Raw genomic sequence first — 16,161 nt, forward strand, 5'->3', positions numbered from 1 at the left:
GTCTGCTGTGTACTAGTGGTTAAAAAAATTCCCCAACCGTTTGGCGGCTGCGCGCTGTTCAAGCCGGTGTGCAGAAGGGGCACCCCGTTTATTTAGGTTCGCTGAATAGGATGTCGGCTTGAAAAAACGTTCTGCCTGAATCAATACACTACCCAATTCGTCTTCAAGTTTTAGATGTGGGTAAATTTTTTTATAAAGCGCTGATGAATAATCCAGACCGTTTAACAGGGCTTGATGGAATTGTGAAATGGGACCCCGTAATGCGGCTATATGATCGAGAACGGGTCCTATCGCCGCATGTTTGACCAGTTTTTTAAGGGTTTGCTCAAAGGCGTCAACCATCAACAACATTGATTTTTGCAGTTCGCAGGCTTTTTGTAATCCCAGGTAAAATGACTTGTAATGGGTTTTTTTAGGCGAGTGGGCATCACGATAATTCTTCTCCTGCTGTTGATAGCGGCTGGCGATACGAAGCAGGGAATGCAGTAACTCGCTGAGTAAATAAAGCAGTTGGTTTAAGTCCTCATGCCCTAAAGCCAAGGTCAGGCGTTCGAGATTAATTTTTTCAGAATAGTGGGGGCCTAAACCGAGTAACTGCAATAAAACGGGCTCAAAGCCCATGAGTCTGGACAGGGCATTTTGCAGGTCGAGACGATATTGTAAGGTTAATTCGAGCAGGCGTCCCCGGTGCTCAAGAGGCTCCTCAGAGAGTAACGCGATGTCTTCATACGGTAACTGCTGCAGCATGCCAAGCGATGCACGAAGATTATCCTCTGCTCTGACGAGCAGGGCCTCAAGTTCAATGGCTGGCTGGTGAGTCATGCGGTTTACCTTCTGTTCTCCATTTAGTTTACCATAAAGCACGGACCTTGACTGCGAGTGGAAATTTTTCTTTTTTTGCGGGAAAGCATAGGCTAACATGATCCTATCTTGTTAAGGGATTGGGATTATGAGCAATTTTTGCCGAAAAATGATTCTTTTTGCGTTTTTACTGTCGTTTGCCGGTGCATTGTCGGCCAATGGTAACGATCAATTGTATTATCGCAATTTTTGGCATCCGGATTACCGTGGTGCCCGTCTGGATTACTGCACCATGGATGGCAGCCAATGCGGCATGGCGGTAGCGAACCGTTATTGCAAAACCATGGGTTATCTTCGCGCCAATCAGGCGATAAAGGCCAATAATCTTGGCGTCACCAAATACATCGACAGTCGCGGCCGTTGTCAGGGATGGCAATGCAACGGCTTTAAGACTATCCGTTGTGTGGGAACCGTCTCGAAAAAGCCACCCAAATTTTACCATTACTCCATGAGGCGTTTTGTTTATCCCCGTTACGATAATTTCCGCATTGACTGGTGTTATGATGGTGAAAAAGGCTGTGGCCGCCGCGTCGCGCAATCGTTTTGCCGACGTATGGGATTTTTACAGACGAAAAAATTTACCATCGAGCGCTGTGTGCCTGCGACAAAGGCGCTCGGCAATCAAAAATTATGCTTTGGCCCGCAATGCAATGCCTTTCATGAAATAACGTGTTCGCGGTAAAGAGGGTGTTTTGTTTAATTTATGACACAATGAAAAATATTCGTCATTTATTTGACAGGCTGAGGCTTGCTAACCGATACTCAACTATAACAGCTTAGACTTAAGGATAAGTGTATGAGTGAAAATGAGACTGTCCTGGTCATTGATGATCACCCGGAACGCCGCAATAAACTCAGTGTTATTGTTGAGTTTATTGGTAAGAAGGTCGTGGTGGCAGGATATCATGATGCCAAAACCCTGGCATTGGATAATGTATTAGCTGTTATTATTGCCGCGGGCAATACCGTTAGCACTTGTCTCGCCATTGTTCAGGATCTAACCAAAGCTTGTCCTCATCTTCCTTTGATTCTCATTGATTATCCGCAAGAAACCGGGGAGCCCCTGCCAAGAAACATTACTGCGATGCTGCATTTCCCATTCACGTATGCGCAGATGCTTGAAGCCTTGCACAAGTGTCAAATTATTCGTGATCGGGCCACTGAGGATTCTTTGTCTAAAAGTACGCATTCACCTTTGTTTCGAAGTCTTGTCGGTAACAGCGAATCAATCCGGCAGGTACGAAAACTTATTGAACAGGTTGCTGGCACCGAGGCCAGCGTTCTTGTACTGGGTGAGTCTGGCACGGGGAAAGAAGTGGTTGCGCGAAACATTCATGCTTTATCATCCCGGGCTGGGAAGCCATTTATTCCCATTAATTGTGGCGCAATCCCCAGCGAATTACTGGAAAGTGAACTGTTTGGCCATGAAAAAGGGGCCTTTACCGGCGCAATCACGTCCAGACAAGGGCGCTTTGAGTTGGCCAATGGCGGTACGTTATTTCTCGATGAAATAGGCGACATGCCCCTGGCCATGCAGGTGAAATTATTGAGGGTTCTGCAGGAACGCTGCTTTGAGCGGGTTGGCAGCAACCGCAGTATTGATGTCAATGTCAGAATCATCGCAGCTACTCACCGTAACCTCGATACGGCCATTCATGAAGGGAAATTCCGTGAAGATCTCTATTACCGCCTGAACGTATTCCCCATTGATATGCCGCCCTTACGTGCCCGAAAAGAGGACATTCCATTGTTGCTCAATGAATTGATTTCACGTGTAGAAGGGGAAAATCGTCCTGGTGTGCGTCTTTTACCGGCAGCGCTGGATACGCTAAGCCACTACCACTGGCCGGGTAATGTCCGTGAACTCGCCAATCTGGTGGAGCGTCTGACCATTCTGTATCCCAACGGCATCGTGGATCGTGACGACTTGCCGCGTCGTTTCAGAATGGATGAACAGACCGAACACGGTATCCTTGGAACCGAGCGTGAAACCCTGCTGGGAATAGCGTCGCCTGACCAATCAGGCAACGACGGCATTGATTTAAAAGAACATTTGGTGAAAACAGAATTGGCCATTATCAGCCAGGCTCTGGATGAATCCGACTGGGTGGTCGCTCACGCCGCCAGTTATTTGAACATGCGTCGAACGACCTTGGTAGAAAAAATGCGCAAATACGGGTTAATTCGACCCGAACGGGCTTCGTCATCCTGATTGCTCCTCAGGGAGGAGCATGGCTGCATCGCTTAGTCATTCCCCCTTGGGTGGTTCGACGGAGTCAGCAGCTTGCACCGGTGCCTTAGGCTTTTTGGGCGCAGGGGGTGGTGTGGCTGGTTCGTCCGTGACGGATTCAGCTGTTTTCGCTTTACCCACCACGATCCCATTGTCGGCGGCCGGTTTGGACTGTTGGTCTTCTGGCTCGCCTTCTTCACGTTTTTTCTTGTAATCGTCAATAATTTCGCTGACGCTTTGTTTCACATCTTTAAATAATTTGGAAGCAATTGACGTCATTTCTTTAAAATCAGGTAATTTTGATTTGAAATCGCTCATAATCTGCTCCGTGCATGCCTGTTATTAGTTAATTATATACCCATTTGAAAAGACCGGTTTGTTTCTCATGCAAAGGGGTGAAATAGTTGGGCGGCAGGACGTAAAATCCGATCGGCCAACGATGGCTTCTGATGCGAAACCAGTTTAAAGACCTTGTAATCGGTCATTTTATCCATCAAATATTCATCACTGGTTTTAAGGCTATCGACCAGACGCAGGTCAAAAGCATCTTTCGCGAGCCAGTGTTCTCCAGTTGCGACTTTATCAATGTCGAGTTGCTGACGGTTCTGCAGGACATAATGACGGAAGGCTTGATGAATTTCCTCCAGATCCTCCTGAAATTTCTGCCGGCCTTTCTCCGTGTTTTCGCCAAACATCGTCAAGGTGCGCTTATATTCGCCCGCGGTTATCATTTCAAAATCAATATTATGCTTTTTCAACCAGCGGTTAAAATTGGGTAATTGGCCAACGACGCCAATGGAGCCAATGATGGCGAAAGGCGCTGCAATGATGCGGTGGGCGACACAGGCCATTAAATACCCGCCGCTGGCTGCAATTTTATCGATGGCGACTGTCAGGTTGATGTTTTTATCACGAATGCGTTGCAATTGTGACGCCGCAAGCCCGTAGCCATTGACGACGCCGCCGGGGCTTTCAAGACGAACGAGTACTTCATCGTCTTCACCGGCAACACTTAATATCGCATTGACAACCTCGCGCAGTGACTCGGTTTGAGAAGCCTTGATATCACCATGAAAATCAAGCACAAATAAGGTGGGTTTGTCTTTATTGCCGAGTTTTTCCTTTTTCTTTTTCTTTGGTTTTTTCTCTTTAATGTCTTTGATTTCGTGATTCATGTGCCGTTTAAGCGCATTAAACTCTTTGTTTAGGGAGACCACCTCGAGTTTGGGCCGTTTGTTGCGGCCAAGCGCCAATATGCCTGCCGTGGCCAGCAATATGGCGACGACCAAGGTGATGCTTTTGAGAAGAAATAAACCGTATTCAGACAAAAATTCCATCGTTTACCCTTTAAACTGGATGAAAAAACAGAATTATTACTGGGGAAATGTTTTGGTGCAAGTTTGTTATGGGAATACTTGCGGCAAGACGCAATTCCCGTTAGTCTGCCGTTTTGACTATTCAGATCCTCGCTTATGCTTGAAGTGAACAATCTGGCATTTGACTACGACTACTATCCTGTCTTAAGCGGTGTGCAATGGGTCCTTGCAAAAGGGGAGTTATTGCATCTGCGCGGTGGCAATGGGGCGGGTAAAACAACCCTGTTGCGTCTTTTAGCCGGTCTGATTGAGCCATTAAGCGGTGAAATCCGCTTTCAGGGGCAGCCCATTGAAGACAACAAAGCGGCCTACCAGCAAGCCCTTTGTTATGTAGGCCATAAACCGGGCCTCTGCGCCGCGTTAACCGTCCGTGAAAATTGCCTGTTTGATCCCCATTGGCCGCGTGCCCAGACGCCTTTGATGGATTTGCTCAATCAATATGGTTTGCACCATTTAGCCGACCAGCTTTGCATGCATCTGTCGGCAGGCCAACGGCACCGGGTCAGTTTGTTACGGCTGGCCATGACTGACGCGCCCCTCTGGCTGCTTGATGAGCCCCTGGTCGCGCTTGATGATAACGCGATGGATTTGTTGGTTCACTTAATGAATAATCATTTGCAGAACGGCGGCATGATCGTCCTGACATCTCATCAGGAATTGCCCTCTTTTTTAAAAAAGGCTCAGGAGTACTGCCTGTGACAGATGCCATACGGCTATTTAAAAGGCAATTTCACCGTGAATGGCTCGTACACCTGCGCCAGCCACGCACCCTGCTGCATACGACGCTTTTCTTCCTGATGATCACGGTTTTTTTCCCCTTGACGGTCACGCCACTGCCCGCATTTTTGCAGCAATTGGCGCCGGGATTGATTTGGACGGCTATGTTATTGGCCTTTCTGTTGGCCTCAGAGAAGTTTTTTCAGCAGGATTATGACGATGGGGTCATCGAACAGTGGTTGATTTCCGCTCAGGATTTGCCCGTTATGGTCGCGGCCAAAGTGAGTGTTCATTGGCTCCTTCATTTAATTCCCATGCTGATGTTATGTCCGTTGCTGGCGATCCTTTTTTCTTTTCATTTCTCAGAAACCCTGGTACTGGCCTTGAGTCTGATTGCCGGAACGCCGGTGATTATTTTTCTATGCGCCTTAGCCGCGGCGTTCAGTACTGGACTTAAGCAAAAAGGGATACTGATTGCCTTAATTCTGTTGCCTCTCGCTCTCCCGGTGATGATTTTTGGCAGTGCTGCCCTTCAGGCAGCCATTCATGGGTTGAACGCCAGTGGTTACCTTGCATTATTGCTGGCTTTCTCGCTGTTGGCGTGTCTTTTTCTGCCCCTTGCCATTAGTGCCATTCTTCGCATTACGCTCAGCGATTAGCGGTGGATAACGTCTAGAGAGTTAATATTCAAATATTCGGCTTACGAAACATTGTTGCGTGCGCGTGGAGCAATAATAAATCAATATGTCCTTAATATGCCCTTAAGCTTGTTCTGATATAGTTTGGCGACGAAAAGTTGACTTTTTGGTCTGGCCGAGCAGAGATAGAGCATGTTGTTGCAAAAAGTATTGAAACGAATCCTTGAATTGGAAGAAATTAAAAAGGATCTTATTGAAAGGAAAAACGTACTCGATGCCCATCGGCATCATCTACTTACCCAGTTGAATTCAACGGGCGTGTCGCTTACTGAGTTCGATGATTATCGCCGGCGATACATGCTTTTTCTTAAAGAAGAGTCGACCGTCGAACAAGAATACCAATCCATGCAGATCATGGCGCAGGTATTAAACCCAAAGGCCCCTGCATTTGAGCGTTTGATCATCGGCGCTGGCGTAGCAGGAACATTACTTTTTCAAGAGTTCTCTCCTGAGTACCGTTCTAAAAATCTGGCTCATCCTCATTTACCCAATATTCTGGTTCTTAATGATCCCGCTAACCTCAATACCTGGCCAAAGGAGGGTTCACGGGTCATGGGCCAGCCAGCCAGTGTACAAACCCCGACGGGTTTCCCACATCATTCGACTGATTTTGATTTAAAGCATGGAAATGATTCAACCAATCCTTACAATTACGTGCTGGCTAAAGATTTCCATAGTGCGCTGGTTGCGACCCAGGTTGAACTGAACATGCCTGTTTTGCAGGCTGAAGCCAGGAGCATTGAAAAACGGGAAGAGCATCTTGCCGACTGGTTATGGGACGGTTATGAATACCGTTTGAGCGTGGTTTGTAAGCTGGATAATGAAACCCAGATGGTGCACCTGTATACGCATCATATTGATATTTGCGCGGGATTAGGTCCTTCCCGTAAACTGACCGATACTCAGATTTCTCCGGTCCTCGCAGAAAAACTCGTCAAGAGACAAAGCCTGATTTACGCGCAGGATGGCGATGTGAGTCTCAAAGGGGATGTGCTTTTATACGGCGGCTCGGCCATTAACGCGGCCTGGGCTACTGAAATCTTCGCGCGTTCAGGTGAGACAGACGGTGTAAAAATCAAAAAACTCGTCTCACGCAATCGTAAAGGTCTGGATGACATCAGTACCTTAAGCCGCTTTATCAGTGAGGCCTGCGAAAAGCGCCTTGAACTGGCCGTTGGCGAATTAGCCCATGTACGGGAGTTAGACGATGGCCGTTTGGCTGTCTCGTTTAAAGCCCGGGAATGCGATCCTTATCAGGGAATGAGGGAGGGTGAGGAAATTATCTGCGATAAGCTGGTTGTTGCTATCGGCCAGGTTAATCCTGAAATCACTGAGGGGTTAAGCCATTTCAAGCAGTGCGTCTATAAAACCCATTTAGATACGAAACCCATTCCGTTGGGGACTTATTCACCAGACCACCGTATTTTTGTATGGGGTGCTGCAGGAACGTTGGGTATTGGTTTGGGCGCTACTGAAAAAGAAATTTTCATCAAACAGATACAAGATCATGCCAACAGTTTCCCTTATGAATCCATGGCCTTGGGCGGCATTTTTCGCGTATCCTGGGTCATCCCTCAGATGTGTAAACACCTCAGCAATCTTGGCTTGTTTCCATCCACCCCCGGGTATGATTCCAGAAAATTTCTGTGTCCTGATATCAACCAGGCCACTATTGAAGATTTAGAGGCATTAATCGCGAGCGAAAATCCCGTTGTTCGACGCAAAAGCGCCGAGACCATCATCAAACTGCGTTGCGCGGTCATGCCAAATGACATCAAAGACGCGCCCGGTATCCAAAGCATGACGCAATTAGAAACCATTCTTGCTCCGGAACTACTGGTCCATGTTCGCCGCGTCTATTTTCCTTTTGAATCAGAGGTTGGGCTTCAAAAGCAGGCGGCGAAGATAAAGAAGATAAAAATGTCAGCTAATCGCCACGGCCTATTTACAGCGTCGAAACCGTCTGTTGATGAATTTGATGAGTCCATCGCCAGAATGAATGCTTTGACCGATAGGTCGGATATTCAATTGCCGGTTATTGATTCACCAAAGAATCCAGAAGAGAAGGAAGACAGCGTCGAGTTGATTGATATGGAACAACGATTATCAATTTACAGCTGAGCAGGCATGGGGCTGAATTTTGTTCCAATTCGTTAATTGATTAGGTAAATTAGACGACTTAAACCGGCTTTAGGAGAACCCTTTTGGATTTGACAACGCTGTCTTACGAAGACAGAACGGCTATAGAGGAATTGAATGAATTCATCAAGACCCTGGAAAGCCGCACCAAAGATGGGCAACTCCTGTTTACCCTGGGTGATGATCAACAAACTCAACTGCTTATTCTGATCAAGGGCATCAGCCTCGCTACATTAATCAGGCTGGCAATGGAAGACAGCCGGGTCGATGCCCTTTGCAAACAGGCTTCGTTGGAACCTTATTGGAACGAGCGCTGGCGATTAAGTGGTCGAAATCCGTCTGAACTGGCAAAAAAAAATAATCAGCCGGTTCATGAATACCTGCCGCAACCGACCCTTGCAACCTTCCAACTGCTGCAAGGAATTTTTCTATACAGCCAATACAAAGTCGCTGGTGATGACAATCTGATTTATTTGTCTAAAGCCGCCGAAGCGGGTTACTTCCCTGCGTTGAATAGTTTGGTAACCGATTGCCTGACGCAACCGGATTTGCACCATAAAGCTCTGGTGTATGCAAATATAGCCGCTGATCTTCACTGGACTCCCGGTTATCTGCTTTTAGCTGTGGTTGAGCTGAAACTGGAGCAATATGACAAGGCGCTGCTTCATTTGATTATTGCTGAGAAACTGTTACCGTATTCAGAATCCATGATTAATAATGCTTATCAGGGGCAAGCATTGGAAGCGATTGCACAAGGACTGATGCAGTCACTGGGTGTTCGTGACTGGATGGAGGCCAAAGTAAAGCTCGCCCAATTAAGCCATCTCCCACTGGCTTTTGTGACCACTCGCCTCTATACGCAGGCTGACCGTCTGGTAGAAATGATAAGGGCGACGGTGAATGGCACAAAAGAGCCAGATGAAGCGAAAGCTAACGATTCATTCAATCCTGGTTTTTAGTTAATCTCGCGCATTGGTTGTCGCATCTTGCCAAGGCATGATAAAATCGGCCTTTTTTGAGTCCCGATCCCTTATGTGGAAATTTCTCTACCAGATGGCTTCGCCCAGAAATTTTTACCAGCTGACGCAACGCTGGCTTCCTTTATTGGGTGTCAGTGTGTGGGTGACTTTACTGCCAGGTCTTGTCTGGGGGCTTTTTTTTGCACCGCCTGATTACCAGCAGGGTGACGCATTTCGCATTATTTACGTCCATGTTCCAGCGGCTTTTTTATCCATGTCCTTGTATGCCTGGATGGCTTTTCTTGCGGTGCTGCTCCTTGTCTGGCGAATTAAACTGGCTGGTTTAATGCTCTCTGTGGTGGCGCAACTCGGGGCGGTCATGGCTTTTTTAGCCTTAGCCACGGGCAGTATCTGGGGAAAGCCCATGTGGGGTGCCTGGTGGGTGTGGGATGCCCGATTGACCTCAGAACTCATTCTGCTCTTGCTTTATATCGCCATTCTGGCCATACGCTCGGCATTCACTGATTCGGAACGCGGCGATCGGGTTATTGCCATACTGACCCTGGTGGGTCTTGTTGATTTGCCCATTATTCACTATTCGGTTTACTGGTGGAATACCCTTCACCAGGGGGCGACGCTGACTGTTTTTGCCAAGCCTAAAATTGCAGCGCCGATGTTATATCCCTTGCTGCTTTCACTGCTTGGTTTCGCCTTGTATGCCTTATGGATTATTTTGCATAAAGCCCGCAATGAATTGTTACTGCGCGAACGGCGGCAGCAATGGGTCAAAGAATTTGTGGAGGAAGGACGATGAACGGGTTGGCGATGGGAAAGTATGCCCTATACATCTGGCCGGCTTATGGTCTGGTCTGTGCGGTTTTAGCCTTGTTGCTGCTGGACATCAAACGGCAGCAGAAGCGCACGCGAAACAAATTGCACCAATGGTTTAAGCGGCAATGACCATGCATCCAGCCCGTCAGAGAAAATTGGTTTTAATTGTAAGCATGCTCGCAGCATTAACGCTGGTTACCGCGCTGATAATGTATGCTCTACGGCAAAATATCAGCTTGTTTTATACCCCCTCGCAAATGGCGGCGGGCAAAATAACCACAGGGCAAAGGGTACGTATTGGCGGTATGGTGGTAAAGGGGAGTATTGTGCGCGGCAGCCAGGACTTATCGGTACGCTTTAAGCTCACTGATTTTAATGAAGAAATTGAAATCAGCTACCGCGGGATATTGCCGGATTTGTTCCGTGAGGGGCAGGGGATAGTGGCTTTAGGGGAGGTGCTCGATAAGCGCCATTTTAATGCCGCGGAGGTGCTTGCCAAACACGATGCCAATTACATGCCGCCGGAAGTCAAGGCCGCTTTGGCTCTTCAGGGGAAAAAATGATAGCCGAACTTGGTGTGTTTTCTTTGGTTTTGGCCCTGCTGTTTGCCGTGTTACTGGCTGTTATTCCAACAGCGGGGCTGCTTCGCTCGCAGAAAAGCTGGATTATTGCGGCGCCGGCTTTAGCGGCGGGGCAGTTTGTTTTTATCGCTTTGGCCTATCTTGCCTTAACCGCCTGTTTCTTGCGGGATGACTTTACTGTCATTTATGTCTTGAGTAATTCCAGTGTTCATTTACCCTGGTTTTACAAACTCTGTGCAGTCTGGGGTGGGCATGAAGGATCGATGTTGCTCTGGGTGGCTATCCTCAGCCTGTGGATGATGGGTGTCAGCTTTTTCAGCAAAAGCCTGGATGAGGCAATCCGCACACGGGTACTGGTCGTTCTGGGGCTCATCAGTATCGGTTTTATTCTTTTTTTATTGAGTACGTCCAATCCGTTTGTGCGCCAGTTTCAACTGTTAACGACACCAGGACGGGATTTAAATCCTTTGCTGCAGGATCCGGGTTTCCTCTTCCATCCACCCATGCTGTATATGGGCTATGTCGGTTTTTCCGTGGCGTTTGCCTTTGCGATTGCCGCCCTCTGGCTGGGGCGGGTTGAATCATCCTGGGCTAAATGGACAAGACCCTGGACTTTAGCGGCCTGGTGTTGTTTAACCGCCGGCATTACCTTGGGCAGCTGGTGGGCTTATCGCGAGCTCGGCTGGGGCGGTTGGTGGTTCTGGGATCCGGTAGAAAATGCATCCTTCATGCCCTGGCTGGTGGGTACGGCACTGATTCATTCTCTGGCTGTCAGTGAAAAAAGGCAGCAATTTATTGCCTGGACTTTATTATTATCCATCACGGCGTTTTCGTTAAGTCTCGTGGGGACCTTTCTCGTACGCTCCGGGGTGCTAACGTCCGTTCATGCCTTTGCTGTTGATCCACAGCGCGGCCTTTTTATCCTGTGTTTCCTGTTGACTGTGATTGGTGGTTCCCTGTTATTGTTCGCGTTTCGCGCACAAGGCCTCACCCGTCAGAATAATCCCGCCCTGGTTTCAAAAGAGAGCGCCTTGCTGTTAAACAATGTTTTTCTTGTTGTTATTATGTTAACTGTTTTGATGGGAACCATTTACCCCTTGTTAATCGATGGCCTTGGGCTTGGCAAGCTGTCGGTAGGCGCGCCCTATTTTAACACGGTTTTTGTCCCGCTGATGATCCCTTTGCTGCTTCTGATGGGGTTGGGGATTCACTTGCGATGGCAACAAGACAGGCTGCAATCGGTTTTAAGCCACCTGAAAAGCCTTGTTGGCTTGAGTGTTCTGCTTCCTGTCGTGATTCTTTCTTTTGTCAACCAACCAATCAATGGCTATAGCCTGCTTGGGCTCATGCTCGCTCTGTGGATTGTATTGAGTACTGGCAAACTGGTTTACATCCGGGGCATGGAGCGTGGTTTTAAGGCTTTAAGTCAGGCTTTTTGGGGTATGGTGCTAGCCCACGTTGGTGTGGCTGCGGCAGTCATTGGGGTCGCCATTTCCAGCGGTTATGGCATTCAGGATGATGTTAAACTGGCGCCGGGCCAGGAGGCGAAAATCGCAGACTATCGCGTTCGCTTCCTCAGTGAACACCCGTTAAACGGCCCTAATTATCAGGGGACCCGCGCCCGGTTTGAAATCAGCAGGGGTTCCCGGGTGCACGTGATTTATCCTGAAAAACGTATTTATACTATCGGCCAAATGGCTATGACGGAATCAGCCATCGACGTCAATCCATTTCGCGATATTTACGTGGCCTTGGGTGAGCCTGTGGATGAGACAGCCTGGTCTGTGCGCTTGTATTTTAAGCCCTTTATCCGTTGGATCTGGGGTGGTGGGTTTCTGATTTTGGCGGGCGGTTTACTGGCCTTGGCGGATCGTCGTTATTACCGTCAACGACAACCTGTCCCCGCGAAGTTAGCGATGAGGCAGGTATGAAGAAAATAATGAATTGGCGCCTGCTGCCCTTTGGAGTTTTTATTGTCCTGGTGTTATTTTTCTGGCGGGGATTGTCGCTTGAACCTCAAAAACTGCCCTCCAGCCAGCTTGGGCGTCCACTACCAACCTTTAAAGTGCCTGTTCTTGGGCATGAGGAAGAAACCATGACATCAGGCAATTTGCGGGGACAGGTGATCTTGCTCAATGTCTGGGCCAGCTGGTGTGCTGCTTGTGTTGAAGAACAGGTTTTTTTATTGCAGTTGGCAAAAGAGGGCATGCCTTTGTATGGTCTTAACTACAAGGATAATACCGGCGAGGCTTTGAAATGGTTGGCTGAATGGGGAAATCCCTATCGCCTGGTCGGTGAAGACACCCAGGGCAGGGTGGCCATCGATTTAGGGGTGTATGGTGCACCGGAAACCTTTCTTATCGACAGCCAGGGTGTTATTCAGTATCGTCATGCCGGCGTTCTGAATGAAGACAGTTGGAAAAAAGAATTCCTGCCACGCATTGAACAATTGAAAAGACAATCATGAATAAATGGCTTGCATACGTTTTCATACTAATGATCTGTTTGTCAGGGAGTGCTCAGGCGAATAGCTTTTATCCTTTTGATTCATCCCGACAGGAAGCCCAATTTAACCACCTGTTAAAAGAGTTGCGCTGCCTTGTTTGCCAAAATCAGGATTTGGCGGATTCCAATGCGGATCTCGCCAAAGATTTACGGGCACAGGTTTACGATCTGGTCAGGGAAGGAAAGAGCGACAGTGAGATTATTCAATACCTCACTGACCGTTATGGTGACTTTATCCTGTTTAATCCTCCGGTAAAATGGGTCACGGCGTTATTGTGGTTTGGTCCCATTCTGTTTTTAGTATTGGGCTTACTGGTTTTTTGGCGCACATGTCTAAAGCGGGTTGCACATGAATGAAAATTGGCTTTTATTGAGTTTTGCCGCTTTGATCCTGTTGGCTTTGCTGCTGCTTTCCTTTGGTTTACGGGGAACAAAAAAATCGCTGCTGGTTCTTATCCCCTTTTTTGTTGTTGCCGGATGCGGCGGTTATTGGTATTGGGGAAGTTGGCAGACTTTGCATGATTTTTCACGGCAGCAGGCCCGCATGCAGGATGTAAAGAAGGTACTCGCGACGATTAAAGACCCCAAGGATTTAATCACGCGTTTGCGGCAGCGTTTGGATAATACGCCGGCCAGTTCTCGCGGATGGTATCTATTGGGTAGACTCTATCTCAGTCAAAATGAATTGCAGCAAGCCAAAACGTCATTTAAAAAGGCCATTACCCTTAATCCTGAGAATGACACAGCAAGAGTCAGTTATGTTCAGGTTCTTTTGTTGCTCAACCATCAGCAATTTAATGATGACATGACGGCGCAATTGCACCTGTTGCTGAAAAAAAATCCAGAACAACCGGATGCCTTGGCGATGCTTGCCGCTAAAGCCTATCAGGAAAAGGCGTTTGGCGACGCCATCGTGTATTGGCAACAATTGTTAAAAATGGTTCCAGGCAATTCGGAGACTGCTCAGGGTTTACGCAAAGCCATTGCTAAAGCACAACAACAATTATAGAGTGATAAATCGTATTTAATTTGGCATTTATCGTCTATTCTGTATGAGTAATTGGTTATGGTTTTCAAGGAGGAAACATGACAAACCGTGTTTATCAAATTGTTGAATTGGTGGGAACTTCGGAAGAAGGTATTGAGGAAGCGATTAATAATGCCATTGCGCAGGCGGCAAAAATTCACGGCAAGCTGGATTGGTATGAGGTATTGCAAACCCGTGGTTTTATCGAGGGAAATCAAAGCAAATATTACCAGGTCCATTTGAAAATAGGCTGCCACGCCCATTAATGCCCAACCCGAAAGTGCTCTCCCTGGGGGGACTCTGAACCCTAATGTACCTTCTGTGCGGTTAATCCCATAGATTCCCGCCTGCGCGGGAAAGACTGCTTATTCGTGGAAGGCAGGCTGTTCTTTGGAAGGCGGTTTGTTCTTTGGAAGGCGGTTTGTTCTTTGGAAGGCGGTTTGTTCTTTGGAAGGCGGTTTGTTCTTTGGAAGGCAGGTTGTTCTTTGGAAGGCAGGTTGTTTTTTGGAAGGCAGGTTGTGCCTTGGAAGACAGTTTATTTCGCACAAAATTGCTTTGTGAGCAAGACAGGTTTCGGGGACAGGCTTTGTTTCATTGAGTTTTTTTGCCCATTGTGTCTTCACGGTTGGTCTTCAACATTTTCTGCTGTCCTCATATCTGTCATCCCCCGCGCAGGCGGGGGATCCATTCCTTTTGCGGAACTAACAGGTCATGTGAATCTCCGTTTTATTCTTGTCGGCTGTTTTGATTGACGATGAGTTAATTTTGAAGAGGCAAAGTTTAGCCAGCGTCGGAATGGTGTCTTTAGCATGCAGTAGTGCGCGGCGATGCATTTCGGTGGTTTCAACGGCTTGTCTTGCCTCGAGAGGATGGCTGCCGGGGCCTGTCAGATTAAACCGTTGGGGCGTGTGAGCGCCGTCCAGCAGTACATGTTGAAAGCCTGGATCGTAAGACTTTATATCAGGCAAAATACCCAGTTTATTGGCCAGTGACGTTAAAAACTCAATCTCATCCCGCTTAGCCGGTGTCTTCTCTATTTCCTTAAGCAGGGTTTCTGCATCAGGGAGTGAATAGTTGCCGCTGAATACCCGACATGCCAATCGGGCCTGTAATTCCGCAATCGGGAATACCGCTCCACGGGCGCCCTCATACATGGCGATAACGGCTAGCGAGTCTGATAAAAGGGTGTCTTCGTATAAATTCGGTAGAGTACGGAGGTGTTCAGGCAGGAAAAATAGTTGCCGCTGATAACCTGTACAGAAAATGACATGATCGAATGCATGAAACTGGTCATTGCACAGTTGTACGCCTTTCTCGGTAAAATAGTCTATCTCACCTTTCGCGAAAATGATTTTTTCTTGGCGGCATAACTTAAAATAATCTTCAACAATGGTAAATTTCATAGGTGACGAGTCTGTCATTTGCCATTCGGGGAAGTCTTGCTGTTCCTGGCAGTGTTTCTGTAAGAATTTAACTTCTTCCTCAGGCGATTTTGGTAATCGACTGTTGTTATAAGTTTTTAATAAATCCCGGGGTAACCAGGGACCCTGATGATTGGGTTCGGCAGAACGGTAACGCTGAACACACCAATGCTCTTTGCGAAAATGATGAGTTGTCAATGAGGCCACAGGGGCTAACTCTTCAACGATGGCTGTACCACTGAAAGAGTTACCGACGACCAGTACTTTTTTCCCGGCAAAGGGTTTTGGACCCTGGTAATGGGCACTATGGCTCATCTTGTCTCGAATACTATCCAGTCCTTTAAATTCGGGAATATAGGGATGAGTGAATTTACTGCTGGCTACAATAACGGCATCAAATAATTTTTCCTTGCAAACCGATGTGCCTTTTTCCTGCCAGCGAATCAGCCATTGATTTTCCTCGCGCTTGACCTCCACGACTTTCGATTCAAATTGAATACAAGGCAGAAGCTTAAATTGTTTCGCATAGGCTAAGAGATAAGCGTATTGCTCTTCGGTAGTGGGGAAATCCGGGGTGCCTGACGGCCAGGGAAAATCAGAAAAACTGCCTGTATGCCGCGAAATATTGACTTTCATGCCGGGCCAGGCAGTACCCTGTTGATGGGTGCTGCGTTGTGCTTCTCCCCACACACCGCCAATCCCCCTGGAGAGTTCAAACGCCGTAGGGATCAACCCTTCTGCCAATGCCGCTTTGATGGCCGTGAGGCCGGAAGGCCCGGCGCCGATAATTGCTATTTCCTTGCCCATGTGTCCTCA

Annotated in this window: 18 protein-coding genes; 14 read left to right on the forward strand and 4 right to left on the reverse strand. The window is 47.8% G+C overall.

Going from position 1 to position 16,161, the window contains the following annotated elements; genetic code table 11:
• Positions 1–12 precede the first annotated feature (12 nt).
• On the reverse strand, positions 13–822 hold the full coding sequence (locus Lery_RS13435) for a hypothetical protein (protein WP_131751083.1): 810 nt from the start codon (positions 820–822) through the stop codon (positions 13–15).
• Positions 823–949: 127 nt separating this feature from the next.
• Here Lery_RS13435 and Lery_RS13440 point away from each other — a divergent pair, with 127 nt between their 5' ends.
• Together Lery_RS13440 and Lery_RS13445 are read left to right on the forward strand one after the other, a co-directional pair.
• Positions 950–1,543 carry a hypothetical protein gene (locus Lery_RS13440; protein ID WP_058527740.1) on the forward strand — a complete coding sequence of 198 codons (594 nt, stop codon included), beginning with the start codon at positions 950–952 and terminating at the stop codon, positions 1,541–1,543.
• Positions 1,544–1,657: 114 nt separating this feature from the next.
• Positions 1,658–3,073: a sigma-54 dependent transcriptional regulator gene (locus tag Lery_RS13445; RefSeq protein WP_058527741.1), complete on the forward strand. Its 1,416-nt coding sequence runs from the start codon at positions 1,658–1,660 to the stop codon at positions 3,071–3,073.
• A gap of 36 nt (positions 3,074–3,109) precedes the next feature.
• Here Lery_RS13445 and Lery_RS13450 read toward each other — a convergent pair whose 3' ends face one another.
• Positions 3,110–3,409, reverse strand: coding sequence for a hypothetical protein (locus Lery_RS13450; RefSeq protein WP_058527742.1), 300 nt, complete (start codon positions 3,407–3,409; stop codon positions 3,110–3,112).
• A gap of 65 nt (positions 3,410–3,474) precedes the next feature.
• Entirely contained in the window at positions 3,475–4,428 is a 954-nt protein-coding gene (gene sohB / locus Lery_RS13455) for a protease SohB (RefSeq protein ID WP_058527743.1), read from the reverse strand.
• A 135-nt stretch (positions 4,429–4,563) separates the two neighbouring features.
• Between sohB and ccmA the strand changes: the two genes are divergently transcribed.
• The 12 genes from ccmA (at position 4,564) to Lery_RS13515 (ending at position 14,190) form a co-directional block, all read left to right on the forward strand.
• Positions 4,564–5,166, forward strand: a complete 603-nt coding sequence (gene ccmA, locus Lery_RS13460; protein WP_058527744.1) for a cytochrome c biogenesis heme-transporting ATPase CcmA — start codon at positions 4,564–4,566, stop codon at positions 5,164–5,166.
• On the forward strand, positions 5,163–5,843 hold the full coding sequence (ccmB, locus tag Lery_RS13465; protein ID WP_058527745.1) for a heme exporter protein CcmB: 681 nt from the start codon (positions 5,163–5,165) through the stop codon (positions 5,841–5,843). Before ccmA ends, ccmB begins: the two co-directional genes overlap by 4 nt.
• 171 nt (positions 5,844–6,014) lie before the next feature.
• Positions 6,015–8,003, forward strand: a complete 1,989-nt coding sequence (locus tag Lery_RS13470) for a hypothetical protein (RefSeq protein ID WP_058527746.1) — start codon at positions 6,015–6,017, stop codon at positions 8,001–8,003.
• 83 nt (positions 8,004–8,086) lie between these two features.
• A complete protein-coding gene (locus Lery_RS13475) occupies positions 8,087–8,980 on the forward strand; it encodes a DUF5630 domain-containing protein (protein ID WP_058527747.1) in 894 nt (297 codons plus the stop codon).
• Positions 8,981–9,053: 73 nt separating this feature from the next.
• Positions 9,054–9,794: a heme ABC transporter permease CcmC gene (gene ccmC, locus Lery_RS13480; protein ID WP_058527748.1), complete on the forward strand. Its 741-nt coding sequence runs from the start codon at positions 9,054–9,056 to the stop codon at positions 9,792–9,794.
• Positions 9,791–9,940, forward strand: coding sequence for a heme exporter protein CcmD (gene ccmD / locus Lery_RS13485; protein ID WP_058527749.1), 150 nt, complete (start codon positions 9,791–9,793; stop codon positions 9,938–9,940). Before ccmC ends, ccmD begins: the two co-directional genes overlap by 4 nt.
• A gap of 2 nt (positions 9,941–9,942) precedes the next feature.
• The gene (gene ccmE, locus Lery_RS13490; RefSeq protein ID WP_058527982.1) at positions 9,943–10,374 is read left to right on the forward strand and encodes a cytochrome c maturation protein CcmE; all 432 of its coding nucleotides are present in this window, start codon (positions 9,943–9,945) and stop codon (positions 10,372–10,374) included.
• Complete coding sequence (locus Lery_RS13495; RefSeq protein WP_058527750.1) at positions 10,371–12,323, forward strand: heme lyase CcmF/NrfE family subunit; 1,953 nt, start codon at positions 10,371–10,373, stop codon at positions 12,321–12,323. The genes ccmE and Lery_RS13495 overlap by 4 nt, the downstream gene beginning before the upstream one ends.
• Positions 12,320–12,859, forward strand: coding sequence for a DsbE family thiol:disulfide interchange protein (locus tag Lery_RS13500; protein ID WP_058527751.1), 540 nt, complete (start codon positions 12,320–12,322; stop codon positions 12,857–12,859). The genes Lery_RS13495 and Lery_RS13500 overlap by 4 nt, the downstream gene beginning before the upstream one ends.
• A 29-nt stretch (positions 12,860–12,888) precedes the next feature.
• Entirely contained in the window at positions 12,889–13,254 is a 366-nt protein-coding gene (locus Lery_RS13505; RefSeq protein ID WP_237759243.1) for a cytochrome c-type biogenesis protein, read from the forward strand.
• Entirely contained in the window at positions 13,247–13,906 is a 660-nt protein-coding gene (locus Lery_RS13510; protein WP_058527753.1) for a tetratricopeptide repeat protein, read from the forward strand. The genes Lery_RS13505 and Lery_RS13510 overlap by 8 nt, the downstream gene beginning before the upstream one ends.
• A 77-nt stretch (positions 13,907–13,983) precedes the next feature.
• Positions 13,984–14,190, forward strand: coding sequence for a dodecin (locus Lery_RS13515; protein WP_058527754.1), 207 nt, complete (start codon positions 13,984–13,986; stop codon positions 14,188–14,190).
• 435 nt (positions 14,191–14,625) lie between these two features.
• Here Lery_RS13515 and Lery_RS13520 read toward each other — a convergent pair whose 3' ends face one another.
• Complete coding sequence (locus tag Lery_RS13520) at positions 14,626–16,152, reverse strand: flavin-containing monooxygenase (protein WP_058527755.1); 1,527 nt, start codon at positions 16,150–16,152, stop codon at positions 14,626–14,628.
• Between the last annotated feature and the right edge of the window lie 9 nt (positions 16,153–16,161).

Origin of the sequence: Legionella erythra (assembly GCF_001467615.1) — a bacterium.
Classification (GTDB): Bacteria; Pseudomonadota; Gammaproteobacteria; order Legionellales; family Legionellaceae; genus Legionella_C; species Legionella_C erythra.

Bases quoted from the DNA above. Each gene is read 5' to 3' on its own strand.
- Lery_RS13515 (WP_058527754.1), top strand. From the start codon at position 13,984: ATGACAAACCGTGTTTATCAAATTGTTGAATTGGTGGGAACTTCGGAA.
- Lery_RS13520 (WP_058527755.1), bottom strand. From the start codon at position 16,152: ATGGGCAAGGAAATAGCAATTATCGGCGCCGGGCCTTCCGGCCTCACG.
- sohB (WP_058527743.1), bottom strand. From the start codon at position 4,428: ATGGAATTTTTGTCTGAATACGGTTTATTTCTTCTCAAAAGCATCACC.
- Lery_RS13440 (WP_058527740.1), top strand. From the start codon at position 950: ATGAGCAATTTTTGCCGAAAAATGATTCTTTTTGCGTTTTTACTGTCG.
- Lery_RS13500 (WP_058527751.1), top strand. From the start codon at position 12,320: ATGAAGAAAATAATGAATTGGCGCCTGCTGCCCTTTGGAGTTTTTATT.
- Lery_RS13510 (WP_058527753.1), top strand. From the start codon at position 13,247: ATGAATGAAAATTGGCTTTTATTGAGTTTTGCCGCTTTGATCCTGTTG.
- ccmC (WP_058527748.1), top strand. From the start codon at position 9,054: ATGTGGAAATTTCTCTACCAGATGGCTTCGCCCAGAAATTTTTACCAG.
- ccmE (WP_058527982.1), top strand. From the start codon at position 9,943: ATGCATCCAGCCCGTCAGAGAAAATTGGTTTTAATTGTAAGCATGCTC.
- Lery_RS13505 (WP_237759243.1), top strand. From the start codon at position 12,889: ATGATCTGTTTGTCAGGGAGTGCTCAGGCGAATAGCTTTTATCCTTTT.
- Lery_RS13495 (WP_058527750.1), top strand. From the start codon at position 10,371: ATGATAGCCGAACTTGGTGTGTTTTCTTTGGTTTTGGCCCTGCTGTTT.
- Lery_RS13435 (WP_131751083.1), bottom strand. From the start codon at position 822: ATGACTCACCAGCCAGCCATTGAACTTGAGGCCCTGCTCGTCAGAGCA.
- ccmD (WP_058527749.1), top strand. From the start codon at position 9,791: ATGAACGGGTTGGCGATGGGAAAGTATGCCCTATACATCTGGCCGGCT.
- Lery_RS13450 (WP_058527742.1), bottom strand. From the start codon at position 3,409: ATGAGCGATTTCAAATCAAAATTACCTGATTTTAAAGAAATGACGTCA.
- Lery_RS13445 (WP_058527741.1), top strand. From the start codon at position 1,658: ATGAGTGAAAATGAGACTGTCCTGGTCATTGATGATCACCCGGAACGC.
- ccmA (WP_058527744.1), top strand. From the start codon at position 4,564: ATGCTTGAAGTGAACAATCTGGCATTTGACTACGACTACTATCCTGTC.
- Lery_RS13470 (WP_058527746.1), top strand. From the start codon at position 6,015: ATGTTGTTGCAAAAAGTATTGAAACGAATCCTTGAATTGGAAGAAATT.